The sequence below is a fragment of the Phyllobacterium brassicacearum genome (assembly GCF_003010955.1).
GTDB lineage: Bacteria > Pseudomonadota > Alphaproteobacteria > Rhizobiales > Rhizobiaceae > Phyllobacterium > Phyllobacterium brassicacearum.
In genome coordinates this window covers 38,891-56,768 of the sequence record NZ_PGGO01000026.1, presented here as the reverse complement: position 1 = coordinate 56,768, position 17,878 = coordinate 38,891, and the positions used below count along the sequence as shown (strand labels likewise).

17 protein-coding genes are annotated in these 17,878 nt (G+C 57.2%); 10 read left to right on the top strand and 7 right to left on the bottom strand.

Translation table 11 applies throughout. From position 1 onward, the window contains the following. Nucleotides 1-255: 255 nt before the first annotated feature. A complete protein-coding gene (locus CU102_RS24490; protein WP_106713696.1) occupies nucleotides 256-456 on the bottom strand; it encodes a hypothetical protein in 201 nt (66 codons plus the stop codon). Further along, the gene (locus CU102_RS24485) at nucleotides 453-1,013 is read right to left on the bottom strand and encodes a flavodoxin domain-containing protein (protein WP_166648593.1); all 561 of its coding nucleotides are present in this window, start codon (nucleotides 1,011-1,013) and stop codon (nucleotides 453-455) included. Before CU102_RS24485 ends, CU102_RS24490 begins: the two co-directional genes overlap by 4 nt. Before the next feature lie 192 nt (nucleotides 1,014-1,205). On the opposite strand from CU102_RS24485, the gene CU102_RS24480 reads away from it, so the two are divergent. Beyond that, nucleotides 1,206-2,042: a universal stress protein gene (locus CU102_RS24480; protein ID WP_106713694.1), complete on the top strand. Its 837-nt coding sequence runs from the start codon at nucleotides 1,206-1,208 to the stop codon at nucleotides 2,040-2,042. Between the two features lie 38 nt (nucleotides 2,043-2,080). Next, on the top strand, nucleotides 2,081-2,530 hold the full coding sequence (locus CU102_RS24475; RefSeq protein WP_106713693.1) for a pyridoxamine 5'-phosphate oxidase family protein: 450 nt from the start codon (nucleotides 2,081-2,083) through the stop codon (nucleotides 2,528-2,530). Between the two features lie 163 nt (nucleotides 2,531-2,693). On the opposite strand, the gene CU102_RS24470 is transcribed toward CU102_RS24475, so the two are convergent. Both CU102_RS24470 and CU102_RS24465 read right to left on the bottom strand, forming a co-directional pair. Next, nucleotides 2,694-2,942, bottom strand: a complete 249-nt coding sequence (locus CU102_RS24470) for a hypothetical protein (protein WP_106713692.1) — start codon at nucleotides 2,940-2,942, stop codon at nucleotides 2,694-2,696. 630 nt (nucleotides 2,943-3,572) lie between these two features. Next, complete coding sequence (locus CU102_RS24465) at nucleotides 3,573-5,114, bottom strand: bifunctional aminoglycoside phosphotransferase/ATP-binding protein (RefSeq protein ID WP_106713691.1); 1,542 nt, start codon at nucleotides 5,112-5,114, stop codon at nucleotides 3,573-3,575. Nucleotides 5,115-5,273: 159 nt separating this feature from the next. Between CU102_RS24465 and CU102_RS24460 the strand changes: the two genes are divergently transcribed. The 3 genes from CU102_RS24460 (at nucleotide 5,274) to CU102_RS24450 (ending at nucleotide 7,925) form a co-directional block, all read left to right on the top strand. Further along, entirely contained in the window at nucleotides 5,274-6,110 is an 837-nt protein-coding gene (locus CU102_RS24460; RefSeq protein WP_106713690.1) for a universal stress protein, read from the top strand. 98 nt (nucleotides 6,111-6,208) lie between these two features. After that, nucleotides 6,209-6,859, top strand: coding sequence for a BON domain-containing protein (locus CU102_RS24455; protein WP_106713713.1), 651 nt, complete (start codon nucleotides 6,209-6,211; stop codon nucleotides 6,857-6,859). Between the two features lie 70 nt (nucleotides 6,860-6,929). Further along, nucleotides 6,930-7,925 (top strand): zinc-dependent alcohol dehydrogenase family protein, encoded by a 996-nt coding sequence (locus CU102_RS24450; protein WP_106713712.1) that lies wholly within the window; start codon nucleotides 6,930-6,932, stop codon nucleotides 7,923-7,925. Nucleotides 7,926-8,208: 283 nt separating this feature from the next. Here the strand turns inward: CU102_RS24450 and CU102_RS24440 are convergent, their stop codons facing one another. Next, nucleotides 8,209-8,736 carry an Hsp20/alpha crystallin family protein gene (locus CU102_RS24440; protein WP_106713688.1) on the bottom strand — a complete coding sequence of 176 codons (528 nt, stop codon included), beginning with the start codon at nucleotides 8,734-8,736 and terminating at the stop codon, nucleotides 8,209-8,211. 321 nt (nucleotides 8,737-9,057) lie between these two features. Then, nucleotides 9,058-10,401: a trypsin-like peptidase domain-containing protein gene (locus CU102_RS24430; protein WP_166648594.1), complete on the bottom strand. Its 1,344-nt coding sequence runs from the start codon at nucleotides 10,399-10,401 to the stop codon at nucleotides 9,058-9,060. A gap of 273 nt (nucleotides 10,402-10,674) precedes the next feature. Between CU102_RS24430 and CU102_RS24425 the strand changes: the two genes are divergently transcribed. The 5 genes from CU102_RS24425 to CU102_RS24405 all read left to right on the top strand — a co-directional run bounded on the left by CU102_RS24425 (nucleotide 10,675) and on the right by CU102_RS24405 (nucleotide 16,846). Next, complete coding sequence (locus tag CU102_RS24425; RefSeq protein WP_106713711.1) at nucleotides 10,675-11,319, top strand: phosphoribosyltransferase; 645 nt, start codon at nucleotides 10,675-10,677, stop codon at nucleotides 11,317-11,319. A 103-nt stretch (nucleotides 11,320-11,422) separates the two neighbouring features. Continuing rightward, entirely contained in the window at nucleotides 11,423-13,282 is a 1,860-nt protein-coding gene (locus CU102_RS24420; RefSeq protein WP_106713710.1) for a heavy metal translocating P-type ATPase, read from the top strand. A 319-nt stretch (nucleotides 13,283-13,601) separates the two neighbouring features. After that, nucleotides 13,602-13,850 (top strand): pyridoxamine 5'-phosphate oxidase family protein, encoded by a 249-nt coding sequence (locus CU102_RS30595; protein ID WP_245425521.1) that lies wholly within the window; start codon nucleotides 13,602-13,604, stop codon nucleotides 13,848-13,850. A gap of 263 nt (nucleotides 13,851-14,113) precedes the next feature. Beyond that, nucleotides 14,114-16,324 (top strand): copper-transporting P-type ATPase, encoded by a 2,211-nt coding sequence (locus CU102_RS24410; RefSeq protein WP_106713685.1) that lies wholly within the window; start codon nucleotides 14,114-14,116, stop codon nucleotides 16,322-16,324. A 99-nt stretch (nucleotides 16,325-16,423) separates the two neighbouring features. Then, a complete protein-coding gene (locus tag CU102_RS24405) occupies nucleotides 16,424-16,846 on the top strand; it encodes an EF-hand domain-containing protein (protein WP_106713684.1) in 423 nt (140 codons plus the stop codon). 394 nt (nucleotides 16,847-17,240) lie between these two features. Here CU102_RS24405 and CU102_RS24400 read toward each other — a convergent pair whose 3' ends face one another. Further along, entirely contained in the window at nucleotides 17,241-17,588 is a 348-nt protein-coding gene (locus CU102_RS24400; RefSeq protein ID WP_106713683.1) for a hypothetical protein, read from the bottom strand. Nucleotides 17,589-17,878: the final 290 nt, after the last annotated feature.

Here is a 17,878-nt window from a genome sequence, read left to right as displayed (position 1 = left end):
CCTCCAGTCAGCACCTCGACTATCCAAATAAGGTGTCTCAATCAGAACTACCAAACGCGTTGCTCGCCCTACGCCTGAACGAACTTGGAGGAGGTCCATATGCCATATTATTTATCATGTCACGCTAGGGACGACCAACGCGCAGGACGTACAACATTTCTATGATGTGGCACTTTGCATCCATTTGATCTCCGCGGACCCAAACAATTCTTAGAAGGTTGCCGTGAACTTGTGAGGCCGCTTTTTCAACACGGCCTAGCGGTTCGGCGGATATTTCCGTTGTTTAATCCAGTTGAACAGCAACGGCCACAATGCCACTCCGGCAACAGTGATCGTAATCAGCATCAACATGATGAACATCTGCAGAACCCCGAAGTTTGTAGCGTCGCGCGCAACAAACCATCCGGTGATCGTGCCGGCGACAATGAGAAAGACTCTTACAGCCCAACCAATCATTGCCCGCCTGCCGCATCGCGTTCTTGGGGAAGACCTTGCAAGAAGTCATCGACAAAGCGCTTCACATCCGTCCAATTGGTCAGCTCGTAATCGTGCTTTGTGTCGATCGGTCCGCCCTCGCCGGCGGCAATGCGTTTGAGCATCCAGCGTTTGAAAAAGTCGTATTCCGTATATTTGAGAGCACCGGCGCAGTTAAGAACGGACTGCGGTTTCCAGCCCGTCTCAGCTGTCAGCGTCAACGGATAATTCCTTGCCTCGGCTTTTTCTTCATCATCAGCACTGGCGATCGACAGCGAGACGGAAATGAAGGCTGAGGGCATGCCGTTGAGGATCTCGCACCAGTCCCGGGCAAAATGGACAAACGCGGCGGGATAGCGACCGATATGGACAGGTGCACAAAGGATGGCTCCGTCGCTAGTCCCGGGATCTGCGAATCCGATTTGATTGGCATCGGTTAACAGGACCATATGGTTTTGTGTTTCCAGGTGGCTGGCGACGGCCTCGGCAATCTTGCGGGTCTGACCCTCGATGGTCGAATAAAGCACCAGGAAATTCATGGCAAAGCCTCCTTGTCCGAACATCCGGAATTCATTTCCGGAGGTCTTCAGCTTCCGCGATGCGGGAACCAGATGCATTGACTCGGATCAATCCAGAGTCATCGCGCCGCATTTGATCCAGCGCAATGCCGAGATGTGATTTCGGAGTTATCCATTAACCAACAGATTTTCGACCCACGTTGGAGAAGAGAGATGACCTTCAAAACCCTGCTGAGTGTCGTTGATGTCAAACAGAACGACGACGATCTCAATACCGCCATCGCGCTTTGCGCGGAGATCAACGCGCAACTGTCGGTCGTGGTGATCGCTATCGCGACGCTTCCGCCGCTTGGTGACTACCCGATTGGTACCGCAGACGTATGGCTGAAGGACCGGCACGACGATCTTGAGGCCCTCAGCAAACGAGTCGACGCGGTGGAAACAATGGTGAAGAACGCCGATATTTCAGCGACAGTAGTCGACGAATACCCGGAACCTGCCAGGATCAGTCGCGTGATCGGCAGGCACGCCCGATACACGGATGCAACAATCATTGGCTCCAGCCTGCTCCGACATGACCTTATGATAACGACTGTCGTTGACGGCGCGCTGTTTGAGTCGGGTCGGCCGATCCTTATCGTCCCGCACGGCAGTAAGCCCACCCTGCGTCCAAAATGCGTGCTTCTCGCATGGGACTCGGGAGTGGAATGCACACGCGCTGCCCGGGAGGCTCTCGACATTATGATCTCTGCCGAAGAGGTTCACGTCACGCTGGTTGATCCGGATACCAGTTCAATCGTGAGCGGTCCTGAACCAGGAGCCGACATCGCGGCCTATCTCGCGCATCACGGCGTCAAGACTACGGTGGACCGCCTTCCAAGTGGCGGCAAGGCCATCGCGGATGTTCTCAAGCAGCATGCCATTGACGTCTCGGCCGACCTTATTGTCATGGGTGGCTACGGTCATTCGCGCATGCGCGAGCGCATCTTCGGAGGAGTGACCCGATCGATGTTGGACGAGCCGCGACTGCCCGTCCTGATGGCCCGTTGAATGAAGGATTTTTAGCCGTCCAACAAGGAGTACATGTCATGCATATCACCGAGATGGATCAATTCGAAATCATGCAAGTGTTGGAGCACGCCACCGTGGGACGGCTTGCCTGCGTGCACGACGGCCAGCCTTACATTGTCCCCCTCAATTTCATCTGCCATCTTGGATGCCTGTACTCGTTCACGACATTTGGCAAAAAGATCGAGTGGATGCGGGCCAATCCGCGGGTTTGTGTGGAATTCGATAACATCGCTGCCACCAACGACTGGCAAAGCGTCATTGTCACCGGGCACTATGAAGAGCTGGCTGGTGACCCCGACACCGTCGATGCCCGGAATGAAGCCTACGCGCTACTAAGCAGGAGAGCCGAGTGGTGGGAACCGGCTTATGTGAAAACGGTGATCCGGGATCATGTGCGAGGGCTGCAGCCGGTCTATTTTCGTATCTTGATCACTGAAAAGACTGGCCACAAAGCCGTTAAGTCATAGGAAACAACGGCGCTCCGCAAAAGGTCGAAGGTCAAGGCCTTGCGCCAAGCGCCCGACAATTCCGCTGATGCCGGCAACACGGCCGTTGAACAAGAGGAACATTGTCACGGACAACAACACTTAGCAGAGCCCGGTGTTCCGATCGTATCGCGACCGTTGGCGCTCAACTCTTCCTGCTGAACTTTTTCAAGTAGCTCGCGACGTCGACCTGAACTCTGGCGTCAAGTTTCAGAGCCGCTTGGTCAGCCACTCTGTTCATCGCGGCAAGCACTTCCAGTTTTCCCCATCCCGCGTCGAAAGCGTCGCTGAGCAGTTCCATCAGGCGCAATTGAATAGCCAGTTCGCAATCTTCGGCACGCTTGGGGTCGTTCAATGCGCGGTGTGGTCTCGCGATCATCAGAAGGCCTTTCATCCTAAGGGTCCGCTTTGCGGCTTCTCGTTCATAGTATGCTAGCGCGGCCGGCTAATCTGCACTTTGATTTCGGTCAAAGAGGCTGGAGCCGTGTGTCCGACCTACATTCCCGGCAGGCTAGCCGGATGTGGCCTTAGCAGTTTGATCTGTCATTTGTGGATCACGTTTAACCTAAGTCAATGAGATCCGGCGTCCTTATCAATCTTTAATTTCGGTTCCCTTTGCCGACACCAATCAGGCATTCATGATAGCCAACCAACATCGACAAATCACATTACTGATTCACAAAACTCTATCTCCCTTGCGACAGATCAATCGGCTCGAATTCAGTTATGACAAAGTTGTGTTGAGCGCAGTCCGGAGTCCTTAGCGCCGCAGGCTAGAGGCTCCAAATCAAGACTTTTGGGTAAATGGCTGGCTCGCTGGGGGCCGTAGGATATGCAATGGCCATTTCCCACCCGCGTGGTAGACACACGGCTTCTGTATCTTGTTGTATTTGCCTGTGTTCCACTCTTCGAGCAGTCCATCGATAGCGGCTCTCAGGTCTATCAGCGTCTGAAGTGCGTTGTGCGGGTCTGGAAGATTCCGATCTCAGTAACGGAAGACAGTTAACACTCAACGCATGTGAGGTCAGGCGGGGGCATGGCTGCATGTGATGTCAATCTCCTGGACGACCAGTTCGACGATGGTATCGACCGACAGGTTGGCATCGATATGCCGCCAACCGATTGCGCCTGTATCTTTCGTTTCCTGCAGAGCCAGCACTTCGACAGTTGCATCTGACACGCTGTCTCTTCGCCCCGTGATGCGGGACTTTAGCATTGAATGTTCGCCCTTCAGCCAAATCCCGATAAAGGGCAGCCCAAGCGCGGATGCAACATGTTCCATCGACGTCCTGTTGCCGGGTTTATCGAAAACTGCGTCAACGATGACGGATCCGCGTGCCGACAGCGCGGCTCCGGCTTTGTTGCAGAGACTTTTGTAAACGGCCTCGGAAACTTCAGGGCGATAGGCTTCGGGGGAAAGTCGTGTCGTTGCCGGAACCGCGAACATAGCCTTGCGGAGGCGGTCACTTTCAAAAATTCGCGCTCCCGGTGCGCATCCGACATGTGCGGCCAGCGCCTCTGCGATCGTTGATTTGCCGGATCCGCTTAACCCGCCGATCGCGATCAAGGTGGGTGAGGGCGGCCCCAGCAAATCAATGGCAAGGTTGAAGTAAGATCGCGCCTCTTGCCGAAGGTTGTCGGGTTTGACTTGGGCCATTTCCCCCTGGCTCGCAACCACGTGGGCACGGACGGCTGCGCGCAACGCCATGAAGAAAGGAAGGACTGCCACGCCCTCGTTATCACCCGTTATGTCGAGATATCGGTTCATCACAAGATTGGCATGGTCACGCAGATTGCGGTGCCACAGGTCCATCAGAAGGAACGCCAGGTCGTAGAGCACGTCGACGGTTGCAATCTGGTCATTGAATTCGATGCAGTCGAAGAGCCGGGGTCCCCGTTCGGTGAGGCAGATATTGCGCAGATGAAGATCGCCGTGACAGCGCCTGATCAGGCCGCTGGCTTCGCGGCGATCCAGGTGTCTTCGGTGAGTTGCCAGTGCCGAACGGAACGCTTCGTCAAAAGTTTGGACTTCGCTCCCGGTGAACACGCGGCTGGTCGCAAACCCGCGCTTGTTGATGTCGAAGACCGCTTCGAGGTTTGCTGAACCGCTGCCGGTATGGACTGCAGCCACGTTTTGATGGAATTCAGCGATCGTTCGAGCGGTCGTATCCATCAGCGCCGCTGTCAGTTGTCCTGCTTCCGCCATCCGGTCGAAAAGATTTTCCTGAGGAAACCGCCTCATCTCGACCACGGCATCGATCGTTTCGCTCGACCCGTCGAAGCAGAGTGACCCGTTTGCATCGCGGGTGATACGTCGGACGCCCAAATAGAGCTCCGGTGCCGTCTGGCTGTTGAGCTCTACTTCCTTCAAGCAACAGGAAAGCCGTGCGGTAGGTGTGGAGAAATCCGCGTAGGGAAACTTGACGGCGCGCTTGAGTTTGAACGCTTTGTCAGAAACCAGGAAAATGAGGGATATATGGGTTTCCAGCAACACGACGGGGCCGTCCAGCCCGTAGTTTCGGGCATGTTTCAAAAACTCGATGGTCTCGTTTTGATCATGGCTCATCTGTCGGCCCTCGGACGAATTGCACCTATGAGTTATCAAAGCAGCAGCTGTAATCCTATCAGATGACAAGACCCGTGGGTTGATCTGGATCAAGGCATCCACGTGCCATGAGGCGCAAGCTGCGGGTGCAGAGTGGTCCGCAACTTCAGGAGAGAACTGATGGCAATCAAAACGATCATGTGCGTTGTCGGCGTAAAGGTTGGAGACGGTGATCTCCAGACCGCCATCAGTCTGTGCGCGGAGAACAATGCACAGCTCTCGGTCCTTGTGGTCTCCTTTGCTTCGCCGCCGCCCATCGGCGATTACACATCCACAATCTCGGACGCGTGGCTGGAGGAGCGTACTCGCGAGGTTCAGAAATTGGCGAAACGCGCCGGCAAGGTTGCGGAGGTGGTGAGAACCGCGGGAATTTCGGCCAGCGTTCATTCTGAATATGCCGAATTTGTTTGGACCGCCGATACGATTGGCCGTTACGGCCGTTATTCGGATTTGACATTAATCGGCCCTGAGGCGCTGAAATCCGACGTGCTCAGATCAAAGGTGATTGAGGGCGCATTGTTTGAATCGGGAAGGCCGCTTCTGATATTGCCTGCCGGAAGTGCACCGACGCTCACTCCCAAGCGCGTGCTTCTGGCTTGGGATTCTCGCCTTGAATCCGCGCGTGCGGCCCGTGAGGCGCTTGAAATGTTGATCGGGGCAGATGAGGTTCACGTCACGATCGTCGATCCCGACACAAGCTCAATGATGAACGGACCAGAACCTGGTGCGGACGTAGGATCCTACCTGGCGCATCATGGAGTGAGGGTGATTGTGGATCGGCTGCCGAGTGGCGGCAATCCGGTCGCAGATGTCCTCAACCAGCACGCAGTCGACATAAACGCCGATCTGATCGTAATGGGTGGATATGGCCACTCCCGCCTGCGTGAACGCGTGTTCGGCGGCGTGACGAAGTCGATGATTGACGTTCCGAAATTTCCCATTCTGATGGCGCGTTGAGTTGATCCGCATCAATGCAGAAACGCCGTCACAAGACCATACTTGATCGTTGGAAGGAGCGGCGATCCCGCTTGCTTCGAAAGCAAAGGATCACAATCATGGACGATACGATTCTGAGGCAAAATATCATTGACGAGCTTGATTTCGAACCGAGCATCGATGCCGCTCATATCGGTGTCGCCGCCGAAGACGGAGTGATTACACTGACCGGGCACGTCCCGACGTTCGCAGAAAAGGACAAGATTGCCGAAGTCGTCTGCCGGGTGAAGGGGGTTCGGGGCATTGCACAGGAGATCGAGGTTCGTCAACGTGGGGAGCATCGGACTGCCGACGACGAAATTGCAAAGCGGGCGGTAAATGTGATCAAATGGAACACTGTCATTCCTGAAGGAGCCGTTCTGGTTAAAGTTCAAAACGCTGTGGTTACGCTCACTGGCAACGTCGAGTGGAACTATCAAAGAGTAGCCGTTACGGAAGCGGTTCGAGGCCTGAGCGGCGTGATTGACGTATACAACAAAATAGAGGTCAAACCGCAACCGACCGCTTTGGATGTCAAGAAGCGCATCGAGGATGCGTTGAAGCGAGCAGCCGAAGTCGAAGCCAAGGGCATCACGGTGGACGTCGACGGTTTTGGGAGAGTCAGACTTGAAGGGCGCGTGAACGCGTGGTCGGAACGCAACGCCGTCAAACGTGCCGCCTGGTCTGCCCCGGGCGTAACGGTGGTAGACGACCACATCGTTGTTGTATGATTGTCGTTGGAATCGCCAGTGTTAAAGCCGCGTTCTTCTCTAACTGTTGGAAGTGCCAATGGAAGCGGAGATGCAAGCGATGGTTCTTCACAAAATCGGAGAGCCGTTGATATTGAAGAGACGCCGGATACCGGAGCCTGGCACCGGCGAAATCCTGATCAAAATCGAAGCCTGCGCGGTTTGTCGAACGGATCTCCATGTCATCGACGGCGATCTCACGGAGGCGCGGTTGCCGCTTGTGCCGGGACACGAAATTGTCGGTATCGTCATTGATGTCGGAGGAGGCGTCGACCCGACCCGAGTGGGGCAGCGCGTCGGCGTACCTTGGCTCGGGCGCACGTGCGGAAGATGTGCTTATTGCAAACGGGGAGCCGAGAACCTGTGCGATGAACCAGTCTTCACCGGATACAGCCGCGATGGCGGATTTGCCACGCATGTCGTTGCAGATGCGGATTTCTCGATCGAACTTGATCCCTCTGCAGATCCCGCCTCTTTGGCACCGCTCCTATGCGCCGGCTTGATAGGCTGGCGTTCGCTGAAAAAGGCAGGCGAAGCCGAAAAAATCGGACTTTATGGTTTCGGCGCTGCAGCCCATATCATCACGCAAATCTGCATATGGCAGGGCCGGGAAGTCTACGCATTCACTCGTCCGGGAGACACGCAGGCGCAAACCTTCGCGAAGGAGCTCGGCGCTACCTGGGCGGGCGGGTCGGATAAAACGCCGGTGGACGAACTCGACGCCGTGATCATCTTCGCTCCGATCGGCGACCTCGTACCAATAGCCCTAAAGGCGGTGCGGAAGGGTGGCCGCGTGGTTTGCGGCGGTATCCATATGAGCGACATTCCAGCCATGCCGTATGCCACAATCTGGGGAGAGCGCGAGCTGGTTTCGGTGGCAAACCTGACGCGTCAGGATGCAAGAGACTTCTTTACGATCATCGGAGAAGCCAGCGTGGAAACGACTACCACTCGCTATAGTTTGGATAAGGTGAACACGGCGCTCGGGGATCTGCGATCCGGACGTTTGACCGGGGCGGCGGTAATCATCCCGCATGGAGCCCAGTAAGACTCGTAACGTCGCAGTTCACATTTCGGACTTCGGTCATTCTAGTCTAATCGGATTCTGTATTCGTTACGCAACCATTCAACGCAACCTTCGTCGACACGCAGATACTTTGCGATCTTGTTGTTGCTCATTCCCAAATCAACCAATGTTGCAAGAGCTAGCTGGGGCCAGGGCCCCAGCTGGCTCTCTGCACCGCGACAGCGCATTTCCACATTCTGAGTTTCTTCCGTGGCGATCATCTACGGAGCCTCGCGGTATCAGCGCTGGTGCGCAGACGCAGACTTTATGCCGGCTTGATGGCTATCTTTTTGTTGGTCTTCTGCGCCTGGGCGGTTTTCGGCAACTTTAGCCTGAGAACTCCCTTGGAAAAGGTTGCCTCGATCTTGTCCGCATCCACTCCTTCAGGCAGCTGGAAGGTGCGATGGAAAGATCCGTACCGCCGTTCCGAAAGATAATAGTCTTTCTCCCGTTCTTCCTTTTCCTCGTTCTTCTCGCCCTTGATGGACAGCGTATTATTTGAAAGTTTGATTTCGATGTCCTTTTCATCCATTCCGGGCAGCTCTGCAGAAATCTCAAACTCCTTGTCATTTTCGACCATATCGGTGGCTGGGGCTATCTGCCACGCGGCGGAATGAGGGACTTCGAGTCCGAAGATCGACCGCCCGAACGGGAACCGCCATGCGGTTGTATGAAACTCATCGAAAATCCGGTCGACTTCACGCCTCAGGCTTTCGAACGTCGATGGTTGCGGTGTGACAGCGACTGGCTTCCTTTCGGATTTGATGGGAAGTTTGGTCAGTTTATCGGCCATATCGTATTCTCCTTTGACTACAGTCTGGAAAGGAAACGCGTTGCCTTGAGCGCTCGAGGGATGCTCGAACGTTGAAGGCCAATCAGTCCAATCCACGGACATGCTCGTTCGACCGACTGGACGGATCCGGTTCCGACCAGGCGATATGAGCGTGCGGTGTGACCATCGATTCATCAAACTCCGATTTTGATCGGACGTCTTTGATACGGATCAAAGTTCGGTGAGCGATCGAATTTTCCCGTCCGCGGTCCGATTCTGACAGCGGTTGGATTTCCCAGTAGAATGATCTGACCTGGGTGGTCCTGTCGCCATCTCGACAATTCATTGAACAGTCAAAAACCGAAGGGCATCGTCACGATAGATGCCAAGAAGTAACGAATGTCCGCTACGCCGGGCCAAGTCCAGCGTTTCCTTGGATGAATGAACGGCTTGTCGGTTTATGCTGACGATAATATCACCGGCCGCAAGGCCAGCCGCTGCCGCCTTGCTGTCCTTGTCGATCGCAATCACGAGCGCTCCGTCTGCCTTCCCATATGGTTTCACGCCTGCCTTAACGTCCAGAAGTACAATGGAGCCAAGGTAGGTGATGGGAGATTCTGGCGAATTGTCGTTTTTGAGCTCTGAGAGCCTCGCGGCAATTTCGAACGATTTGTCCGATCTATCGACAAGCAACCGGATTGCCGTGTCCGGCTTGATGCTTCTTATTCTATTCCGGAATTCCGTCGCACTTCCCACCGGGTGTCCGTCAATGGCAGTGATGACATCGCCGGCCAGAACGCCGGCGCGCTGCGCCGCAGAATCGGAATTGACCTGGCTCACAATCACCCCTGATTCATGGTTGATTATGAGTGCAAGGCGGACCTTTGGAGTCATGTCCTGCACGACGACGCCAAGCTCACCCCGTCGCACCTTTCCGTACGCCACCAGCTCGTCTGCAATTTGCTCAGCCAAGACGCTTGGGATTGCGAAATTGATGCCGAGAGCACTCCCAGCCGTAGCGCTGTTGATGCCGACGAGTTCGCCCTCCAGGTTGACGAGGGCTCCTCCGGAATTTCCGGGATTGAAGGAAGCATCGGTCTGAATGAACGTAGCAAGATTGTCGGTTCCCAAACCCGGTCGGCCGAGGGCGCTGACGATGCCGAGTGTCGCCGTCTGTCCGAGTCCGAAGGGATTGCCGACAGCGACAACATAGTCTCCAACCCTCAGATGGCGGGAATCGCCAAATGGCATCGCCAAGAGATTGTCGGCGCTGATTTCGATAACGGCGAGGTCAGTTTCGGGGTCTGAACCGACTAATCTCGCGTGCATCGTTTTTCCGATGTTAAGACTGACGGTGATGGCGTTGGCATGCTCGACGACGTGGTAGTTCGTGAGGATCAAACCGCGCTGCGCATTGAAGATTACGCCGGAACCGACCGCCTGAAATGAAGAGGTCTGTGGCGGCAATTCCTCGGACAGGCCGTAGAAGCGCCGGTAAAACGGATCTTGAAGCAAGGGGTCGATCTCTTCTGCCGCTTTTCCTTTTACGGAAATGCTCACTACACTCTGAAACACACGCTCCAGCATTGGCGCAAGCGATGGAGGCGACGAATCTGCGAAAGCGATGCCTCCGCCAACAAACAGTATGCAGAGGCCGCTGGCGATCAACTGCAGGGCAATTGTCACTGGAATTCTCGAATCGGCACAAGGCGACGCTTCCTGCGACGCGTGAAAAAACCGCGCCCCCCCGGAATCATCCAACGAGCCGAGGCAAATATGGTACCGGGACCATCCTGCCAAAGGAAATCTGTTCATTTGGCCTCCTTGCCGAAGAATGCACCAGCCAGGTTCCAATCGAGAGTATTTGGCGCGGTGGAGCCTGGCATTGAGCTGGATCAAAGACGGCACCCGAGAGTTTGTTGTAATTCATCAACGGCCAATCAGATGGAGCATGCCGCCATGTTTGAAGACCGGGCCGATGCCGGCAGGCAATTGGCCAATGCCTTGAGACGATATCGGGGTGAGGATGTCGTAGTGCTTGCACTCCCGCGGGGCGGTGTCGCGGTCGCAGCCGAGGTCGCAAAGATACTGGGCGCGCAGCTTGACCTGCTGATTGTGCGCAAGGTCGGCGTACCGTATCGACTGGAACTCGCTATGGGAGCGGTCTTGGATGGCTCTCATCCCATAAAAGTACGAAACGAGGATGTCATTCACAGTCATGGAATTTCGGAGGAGGAGTTTCAGAGTGAATGCGCCGAACAGCTAAAGGAAATCGAACGTCGCCGTGCATTGTATTTCGGAAACAGGATCCCGATCTATATCGCAAGCCGAACAGTGATCCTCGTCGATGACGGCATCGCGACCGGCGCAACTGCTCGCGTCGCAATCTTGGGATTACGGCAGCGCAAGCCACGAAAGATCATTATCGCTGTTCCAGTTGGGGCAAGTGAAACGATGGAGGCGATAAGACATGAGGTTGACGAAGTGGTTTGTCTCGAAGAACCCGAAGCGCTGGAAGCGATCGGCTTCCACTATGGCGATTTCCCACAGCTTACTGACGAAGAAGTTATCGAGATCTTGAAGTTGAGTCAGCCGAGACAGTAGTTGGTCTTTGTTGACCGTCGGCCACCAACCGCATCCTGGCATCTCTACGCTGCCCGCCTTCAAGGTTGTGCCGTCGTTGGATGTTTCCTCGAAAGGCCGAACAATGCTCGCAAAATCCGCCACGAGTGGTTCATTGAGGTCGCTGGATGATCATTTGGATCAAATTCTGGTGGTGATTGCGGTCAGTGGTCTCATAGCCGGTTTGGCGTTGAAATTGACGAATATGCCATCAGCGCCACAGCTCGTATGGGCCGCCGCAACGCTTCCGGTCTTGACCGCTCTTCTTTTCCAGGCAGCACGCTCCATGCTTCGTGGCGATTTCGGCCTCGACATCGTTGCTGCCTTATCCATGACCGTTGCACTGGGCTTTGGTGAAACGCTGGCGGCGAACGTCGTCGCACTAATGTATGCCGGAGGACAATTGCTTGAATCCTTCGCATCCGGCCGCGCAGCAAAGGAAATGACGGCATTACTGGGGAGAGTAGCGCAAACTGCAATGCGCTACCGTGGCAACCGGCTCGAAGAAGTTGCCATTGAAACGCTGGCTCCAGGAGACAGACTGCTGATCCGGCATGGTGAAGTTCTGCCGGTCGACGGGGTTGTCTTTTCGGGCTCCGCTATACTGGACCAATCGGCGCTGACCGGCGAAGCCATTCCAATTGAGCGTCGGGCACCGCATGAAGTCCTTAGCGGGAGTACATCCGTAGGAACCACCTTCGACTTGATGACCCTCCGTCCGGCGTCAGAAAGCACGTATGCGGGCATCGTTCGATTGGTCGAAGCCGCCCAGCGAAGTAAAGCGCCGATGGCCCGCCTGGCGGATCGGTACGCAATCGGGTTTCTGTTTCTCACGATCGGCCTGGCGATTGCGGCTTGGCTGCTTTCCAGCGATCCTCGTCGGGCGCTCGCAGTCCTGGTCGTCGCTACGCCTTGTCCGCTGATCCTGGCAGTGCCTGTCGCTCTCGTCTCCGGACTTTCACGTTCCGCAAAGGCCGGTGCCCTGATAAAAGGAGGCGATGTTCTGGAGGCGCTCAGCCGCGTGCGCGTGGCGTTGCTCGACAAGACCGGGACGGTAACCCAGGGTTCTGCAGAAATTGTCCAAATTCGCTCCGCGCGTTGGGTGCCGGAAGCCGAACTGTTGCGGCTCGCCGCATCGCTGGACCAGGCTTCCAACCACGTTATGGCCGCCGCTCTCGTTGCCGCCGCGAAAAAACGTGGTATTGCGCTTTCGTCGCCAACGGATGTCCGGGAGGACGCGGGCGCAGGAATTGAAGGTCAGGTCGAGGGCAAGCGGGTCATTATCGGCGGCAGCACATTCGTCCAAAACTGCACCAATGAAGGCGATCCGCGGACATTCCGGTTCGGTATCAAGCCCGGTCAGGTCGTTGTTGCAGTGGCCATCGATGGCGCGGTCGCTGGCATCATCGTAATGGCGGATCAAATTAGAAGCGATGCCTCTCTCGCCATCAAGCAACTCAGGCGAGCAGGCATAACAAAGATCGTTCTCGCAACGGGAGACCGCCTTGATGTTGCAACCGGCATCAGTGAAGAGCTCGGGATCGACGAGATACTGGGCGATCTCACGCCAGAAGCAAAGGTCGACGCTGTGGTTGCCGCCAGAAAGTCTGGTCCCGTCATGATGGTCGGGGACGGCATAAATGATGCGCCCGCTCTGGCATCTGCAGACGTGGGCATAGCAATGGGCGCGCGCGGTGCTGCCGCTTCGTCTGAAGCCGCTGGAGTAGTCCTGCTGGTCGACAAACTCGCGCCTCTGGCGCAGGCCATCGTAATCGCGCAACGGACAATCATAATTGCAAAGCAAAGTGTGATTGCGGGCCTCGGTTTGTCATTGGTGGCGATGTGCTTCGCGGCTTTCGGCTATCTACCTCCCGTTCAGGGTGCACTTCTGCAGGAGTTAATCGATCTGGCCGTCATCCTCAACGCTATGCGTGCCCTAAGATGAGTAGCCAGGAACCAAGCCGACTGCGGCACTACGAACCGTGGTGCAGCAGAACAGTGAGGAATGCCCGCAAATGCGAAACATCCAGGCTCACGCTGACAGGCAAGTATTCACCCGGCTTCGTCACAGGCATTCTATTACGAATTGTTCGCCGACCGCTCACGGGAACGGCGTGGTTCGCCACCGCCAATGCTGGAGCCAAATGATGGGTTGCCTCGAGTGCTCTTGATGCAGATCAATGCCAAATGGCCCCGACAGTTCTATGGTCCGCTGATCCTTATCACCTTGGCCGCGTGTTCGGAGAAGATCCATGGATAAGAACATGAAAGAGAAGATCCTGGCATTGCTGGACCAGCACCGGATCATGACGATTGCCACACTCAGGCCGGATGGCTGGCCGCAAGCGACAACGGTCGGATACGCGAACGAAGGTCTCACCCTCTATTTCCTTTGCGGGCTGGACAGTCAAAAGGCGGCAAATCTCGATCGAGATGATCGGCTCTCGCTAACGATCGACCACGACACGGCGGTCCGGTCGAGGCAGACAAAGTCTTGCGCATGTTGCCGCTGAAGTACCCGGAACAGACTTCTATGCCGATGCCGATGCCGATGCCGACGAGGGATGAGGTTCGGCTCTTTCGCGTGACGCCGACCGTTATCTCGGTGCTGGACTATTCCAAAGGCTTTGGGCACACAGATCTCGTTGTCTGCTGATAATTTTCGGCAACCGGAGTAAGGCCAAGGGACGAGGTCCTCGGCAACGCGTAACTTTCTGTGGCCCACTAACCTTATCACCTTGGCGGCGTGTTCGGAGACATTGGGGAGGAACTGTCCATGACTGACCACCACGTCCATGAAGGCCACGGCCATCACCATCACCAAGAAGGGTGGCCGGCCACACAAGCGGCCACCGAGCCGGAGGCTCCGGAAGACGTGATTTATACCTGCCCGATGCATCCGCAGATCCGGCAGATCGGCCCCGGCACCTGTCCGATCTGTGGTATGACGCTCGAACCGGAAATGGCGACCACGGCGACCGGGCCGGGTACCGAACTTGTCAACATGACCCGGCGGTTCTGGATCGGCCTCCTTTTGTCGCTACCCGTCCTCGCGCTTGAGATGGGCGGCCATCTCACCAACCTACACATGGTGTTTGCTGCACAGATCTCGAACTGGATCCAACTCGTGCTGGCGACGCCCGTCGTGCTGTGGGCCGGATGGCCTTTCTTCGAGCGCGCCTGGGCTTCGCTCGTCAACCGTAGCCTTAACATGTTCACGCTGATCGCGATGGGAACTGGCGTCGCCTGGATCTACAGCGTCGTCGCCACGGCCGTGCCTGGCATCTTCCCGGCCACATTCCGCGCCGCCGACGGATCGGTTGCGATCTATTTCGAGGCAGCGGCGGTCATCACCTCGCTGGTGCTGCTCGGCCAGGTGTTGGAACTGCGGGCACGCGAGCAGACCGGCGGTGCCATCCGGGCGTTGCTCGACCTCGCACCGAAGACGGCGCGCCGCATCTTGGATGACGGCTCTGACGAGGACGTCGGACTGGAGGCCGTCGCGGTCGGCGACCGCCTGCGCGTTCGGCCGGGCGAGAAGGTTCCTGTCGACGGAGAGCTTATTGAAGGACGCAGTTCCGTCGACGAATCCATGATTACGGGGGAATCCATGCCGGTCACCAAGGCAGTCGGCGCGAAGGTGATCGGCGGCACGATGAACCGGAGCGGCGGCTTCGTGATGCGGGCGGGCAAGGTCGGGCGGGACACGATGCTGGCGCAGATCGTGCGCATGGTCGCTGAAGCTCAGCGATCCCGTGCTCCGATCCAGCTGCTCGCCGATCAGGTGTCGGGCTGGTTCGTTCCCGCGGTAATCCTCATCGCGGTTGCCGCCTTCGTCGCCTGGGGCGTATGGGGGCCAGAGCCGCGCTTCGCGCACGGTTTGGTTGCTGCCGTCGCCGTACTTATCATCGCGTGCCCGTGCGCCCTCGGACTGGCGACACCGATGTCGATCATGGTGGGCATTGGCCGCGGCGCGGGGCTGGGCGTGCTGATCAAGAACGCCGAGGCGCTGGAGCGATTCGAGAAGATCGACACGCTCGTCGTTGACAAGACTGGCACGCTCACGGAGGGCAAGCCGAAGGTGACGGCTCTGAAAGCGGTCGGACGCATCGCCGAAGACGAGCTCCTGAGGCTGGCCGCAACCCTCGAACGCGCCAGCGAACATCCTCTTGCCACCGCTATCGTCGCAGCGGCGCGGGAAAGGGGACTTACACTTGGCGAGGCGCGCGAGTTCGATAGCCCCATCGGCAAGGGCGTGACCGGCGTGGTCGACGGTAGGAATCTGGTTATCGGCAGTCACCGGATCATGAGTGAGGCGGGCGTTGACCTTTCGGCCCTCATGGCAGACGCGGAAGCCCTGCGCGGCGAGGGCGCGACAGTGATCTATGCGGCGATCGACGGCAAGGTTGGTGGCCTTATCGCCATCGCCGACCCGGTCAAGGCGACGACCGCCGCGGCGCTGCGTTTGCTAAAGGAGGAGAACATCCGCGTCGTGATGTTGACTGGTGACAACAGGACGACGGCGGAAGCTGTTGCGCGCAGGCTTGGCATCGACGAGGTGGAAGCCGAAATCCTGCCCGAGGACAAGGGCAAGGTCGTCGCGCGGCTACGCAGCGAAGGCCGCATCGTCGCGATGGCTGGCGACGGAGTTAACGACGCCCCGGCGCTCGCGGCCGCCGATGTCGGCATCGCCATGGGCACGGGAACCGACGTTGCGATCGAAAGCGCTGGGGTGACGCTGCTGAAGGGGGACCTGCAGGGGATCGCAAGAGCCCGCAAGCTCAGTCACGCGACCATGAGCAATATCCGTCAGAACCTGTTCTTCGCCTTCATCTACAACGCAGCAGGTGTACCCGTGGCAGCCGGCGTACTCTATCCGGCCCTGGGTCTGCTGCTGTCGCCGATCATCGCGGCCGCCGCCATGGCACTGTCCTCCGTCAGTGTCATTGGCAATTCCCTGCGGCTGCGCCGCTCGCGCTTGGATTAGGCGGCCCGACGACGCCGGCTGGGACGTATTATCTGAATGCCTGTCTTGCGCGGGATAGTGGACGCAGGCGGGAGAAGACCACGCAAAAGGAGAATGGACATGACGACCACAACACTGCCACATGCGGCCATGCTGGCCGCGCTGATCGCGGTCGGCGGAGCTGGTCTCGCGCTCGCACAAACGAACGATGCCGACCCCCATCATCCTGCGACGTCGGCGCAGGCGGCCCCGCCGTCTGACGCGGACGACGGAACAACGGGGCAGAGCCAGGGGGGCATGCCCGGCGGCTCCGGCATGATGCCCGGCGGGATGATGGGTCGGGGCATGATGATGCAACCCGGCATGATGCCCATGCGCGGGCATATGATGAAGATCATGTTCGCTGTCGCGGACGCCGACGGCGACGGTGCGCTTTCCTTCGAGGAAGTGACGACGATACATAAGCGCATGTTCGATAGGGTCGACGCCGACAGGAACGGTAAGGTCACGCCTGAGGAGATGCAGGCGTTCATGCGCGAGTAGCAGGTCGCCGGGGCAAGGTGCTCCCATATACTGCCGGGGCTCGACTGTTCACTGGCTCTCGCAAGAGATTAAGTTGCTCTGGAATACGCCGGAGCGGCATTCCTCTGGACAGTGATCAGTCGTTATCGTCGCTGGTGAAAGGTACTGCATGGGATCGTCGCGCGACTTGGCGGCAAAGGGTGCATGGTTGTTGGGGTTAGGGCCGTTCTGACGCATTCGAAACAGATCCATGGAACTCATCTCATTGGCATGGGTATCCTCACGATACGGCTGTTGAGCGCCGTATATCTGGCTCAACCCACGTCAGCGAGATTAGAGCTGCGCGCTGGCGGCAATCGACGAGCTCATGCGAAACAGATCAAAGAAGATCAAGAATAGCATTGTGGGCTGAGCATCAGTCGCCATCGCCTCGGTCATCATCATCATCATCGTCATCGTCATCGGCGAACCTCGAAGGATCGACAACTGGGACTAGGAAGATACGCCAGTCCTCGTGATCACCGGGTTCGCCAGACCGGCCGACCATCGCGCGGCTAGCATGCCAGGTTTCAGCCTCCTTCGGGAGCGCTCCACGCAAACTGATTTCCGAGACACCGTCCCAGAGGGATCGGCCTTGGTTTTGGAACACATGCAGGTCCCTCCGTAACGCCCTGTCCGACAGCCGCGCCATGGCCTCATCCTCGTTTGCTGCGTCAAAAGCAACAATGCCTCGTCCTGAAATTTCGGCAACGAATACGGTCATTATTTGATCCTTTCAGAGCTGCGTTAATTGGCTCCCGAAGCCCGAACTCGCATTTCGACGAAAGGCAAGTTCATCCACTTCAATTTCCGACAAGAACGTTCTTTCAACTACGTTCGTCACATCGGCCGCCACATCGCCGTGCGGTAACGGTTTCGCTTGGTGCTTACGCTAGTCAAATCTCGATGATTCACTTTGCCGTCAGCCCAGTATGGTCGTCTTGAGGAGTCCCGCGAAGCATCCCCAAAGCGGAATTTTGACGGTCTGCCTCCAGGTCCGTCAGGGGAGCGCCG

Coding starts and splice junctions, on each gene's coding strand:
- CU102_RS24490 (WP_106713696.1), bottom strand. CDS start 456: ATGATTGGTTGGGCTGTAAGAGTCTTTCTCATTGTCGCCGGCACGATC.
- CU102_RS24485 (WP_166648593.1), bottom strand. CDS start 1,013: ATGAATTTCCTGGTGCTTTATTCGACCATCGAGGGTCAGACCCGCAAG.
- CU102_RS24480 (WP_106713694.1), top strand. CDS start 1,206: ATGACCTTCAAAACCCTGCTGAGTGTCGTTGATGTCAAACAGAACGAC.
- CU102_RS24475 (WP_106713693.1), top strand. CDS start 2,081: ATGCATATCACCGAGATGGATCAATTCGAAATCATGCAAGTGTTGGAG.
- CU102_RS24470 (WP_106713692.1), bottom strand. CDS start 2,942: ATGAAAGGCCTTCTGATGATCGCGAGACCACACCGCGCATTGAACGAC.
- CU102_RS24465 (WP_106713691.1), bottom strand. CDS start 5,114: ATGAGCCATGATCAAAACGAGACCATCGAGTTTTTGAAACATGCCCGA.
- CU102_RS24460 (WP_106713690.1), top strand. CDS start 5,274: ATGGCAATCAAAACGATCATGTGCGTTGTCGGCGTAAAGGTTGGAGAC.
- CU102_RS24455 (WP_106713713.1), top strand. CDS start 6,209: ATGGACGATACGATTCTGAGGCAAAATATCATTGACGAGCTTGATTTC.
- CU102_RS24450 (WP_106713712.1), top strand. CDS start 6,930: ATGCAAGCGATGGTTCTTCACAAAATCGGAGAGCCGTTGATATTGAAG.
- CU102_RS24440 (WP_106713688.1), bottom strand. CDS start 8,736: ATGGCCGATAAACTGACCAAACTTCCCATCAAATCCGAAAGGAAGCCA.
- CU102_RS24425 (WP_106713711.1), top strand. CDS start 10,675: ATGTTTGAAGACCGGGCCGATGCCGGCAGGCAATTGGCCAATGCCTTG.
- CU102_RS24420 (WP_106713710.1), top strand. CDS start 11,423: ATGCTCGCAAAATCCGCCACGAGTGGTTCATTGAGGTCGCTGGATGAT.
- CU102_RS30595 (WP_245425521.1), top strand. CDS start 13,602: ATGAAAGAGAAGATCCTGGCATTGCTGGACCAGCACCGGATCATGACG.
- CU102_RS24410 (WP_106713685.1), top strand. CDS start 14,114: ATGACTGACCACCACGTCCATGAAGGCCACGGCCATCACCATCACCAA.
- CU102_RS24405 (WP_106713684.1), top strand. CDS start 16,424: ATGACGACCACAACACTGCCACATGCGGCCATGCTGGCCGCGCTGATC.
- CU102_RS24400 (WP_106713683.1), bottom strand. CDS start 17,588: ATGACCGTATTCGTTGCCGAAATTTCAGGACGAGGCATTGTTGCTTTT.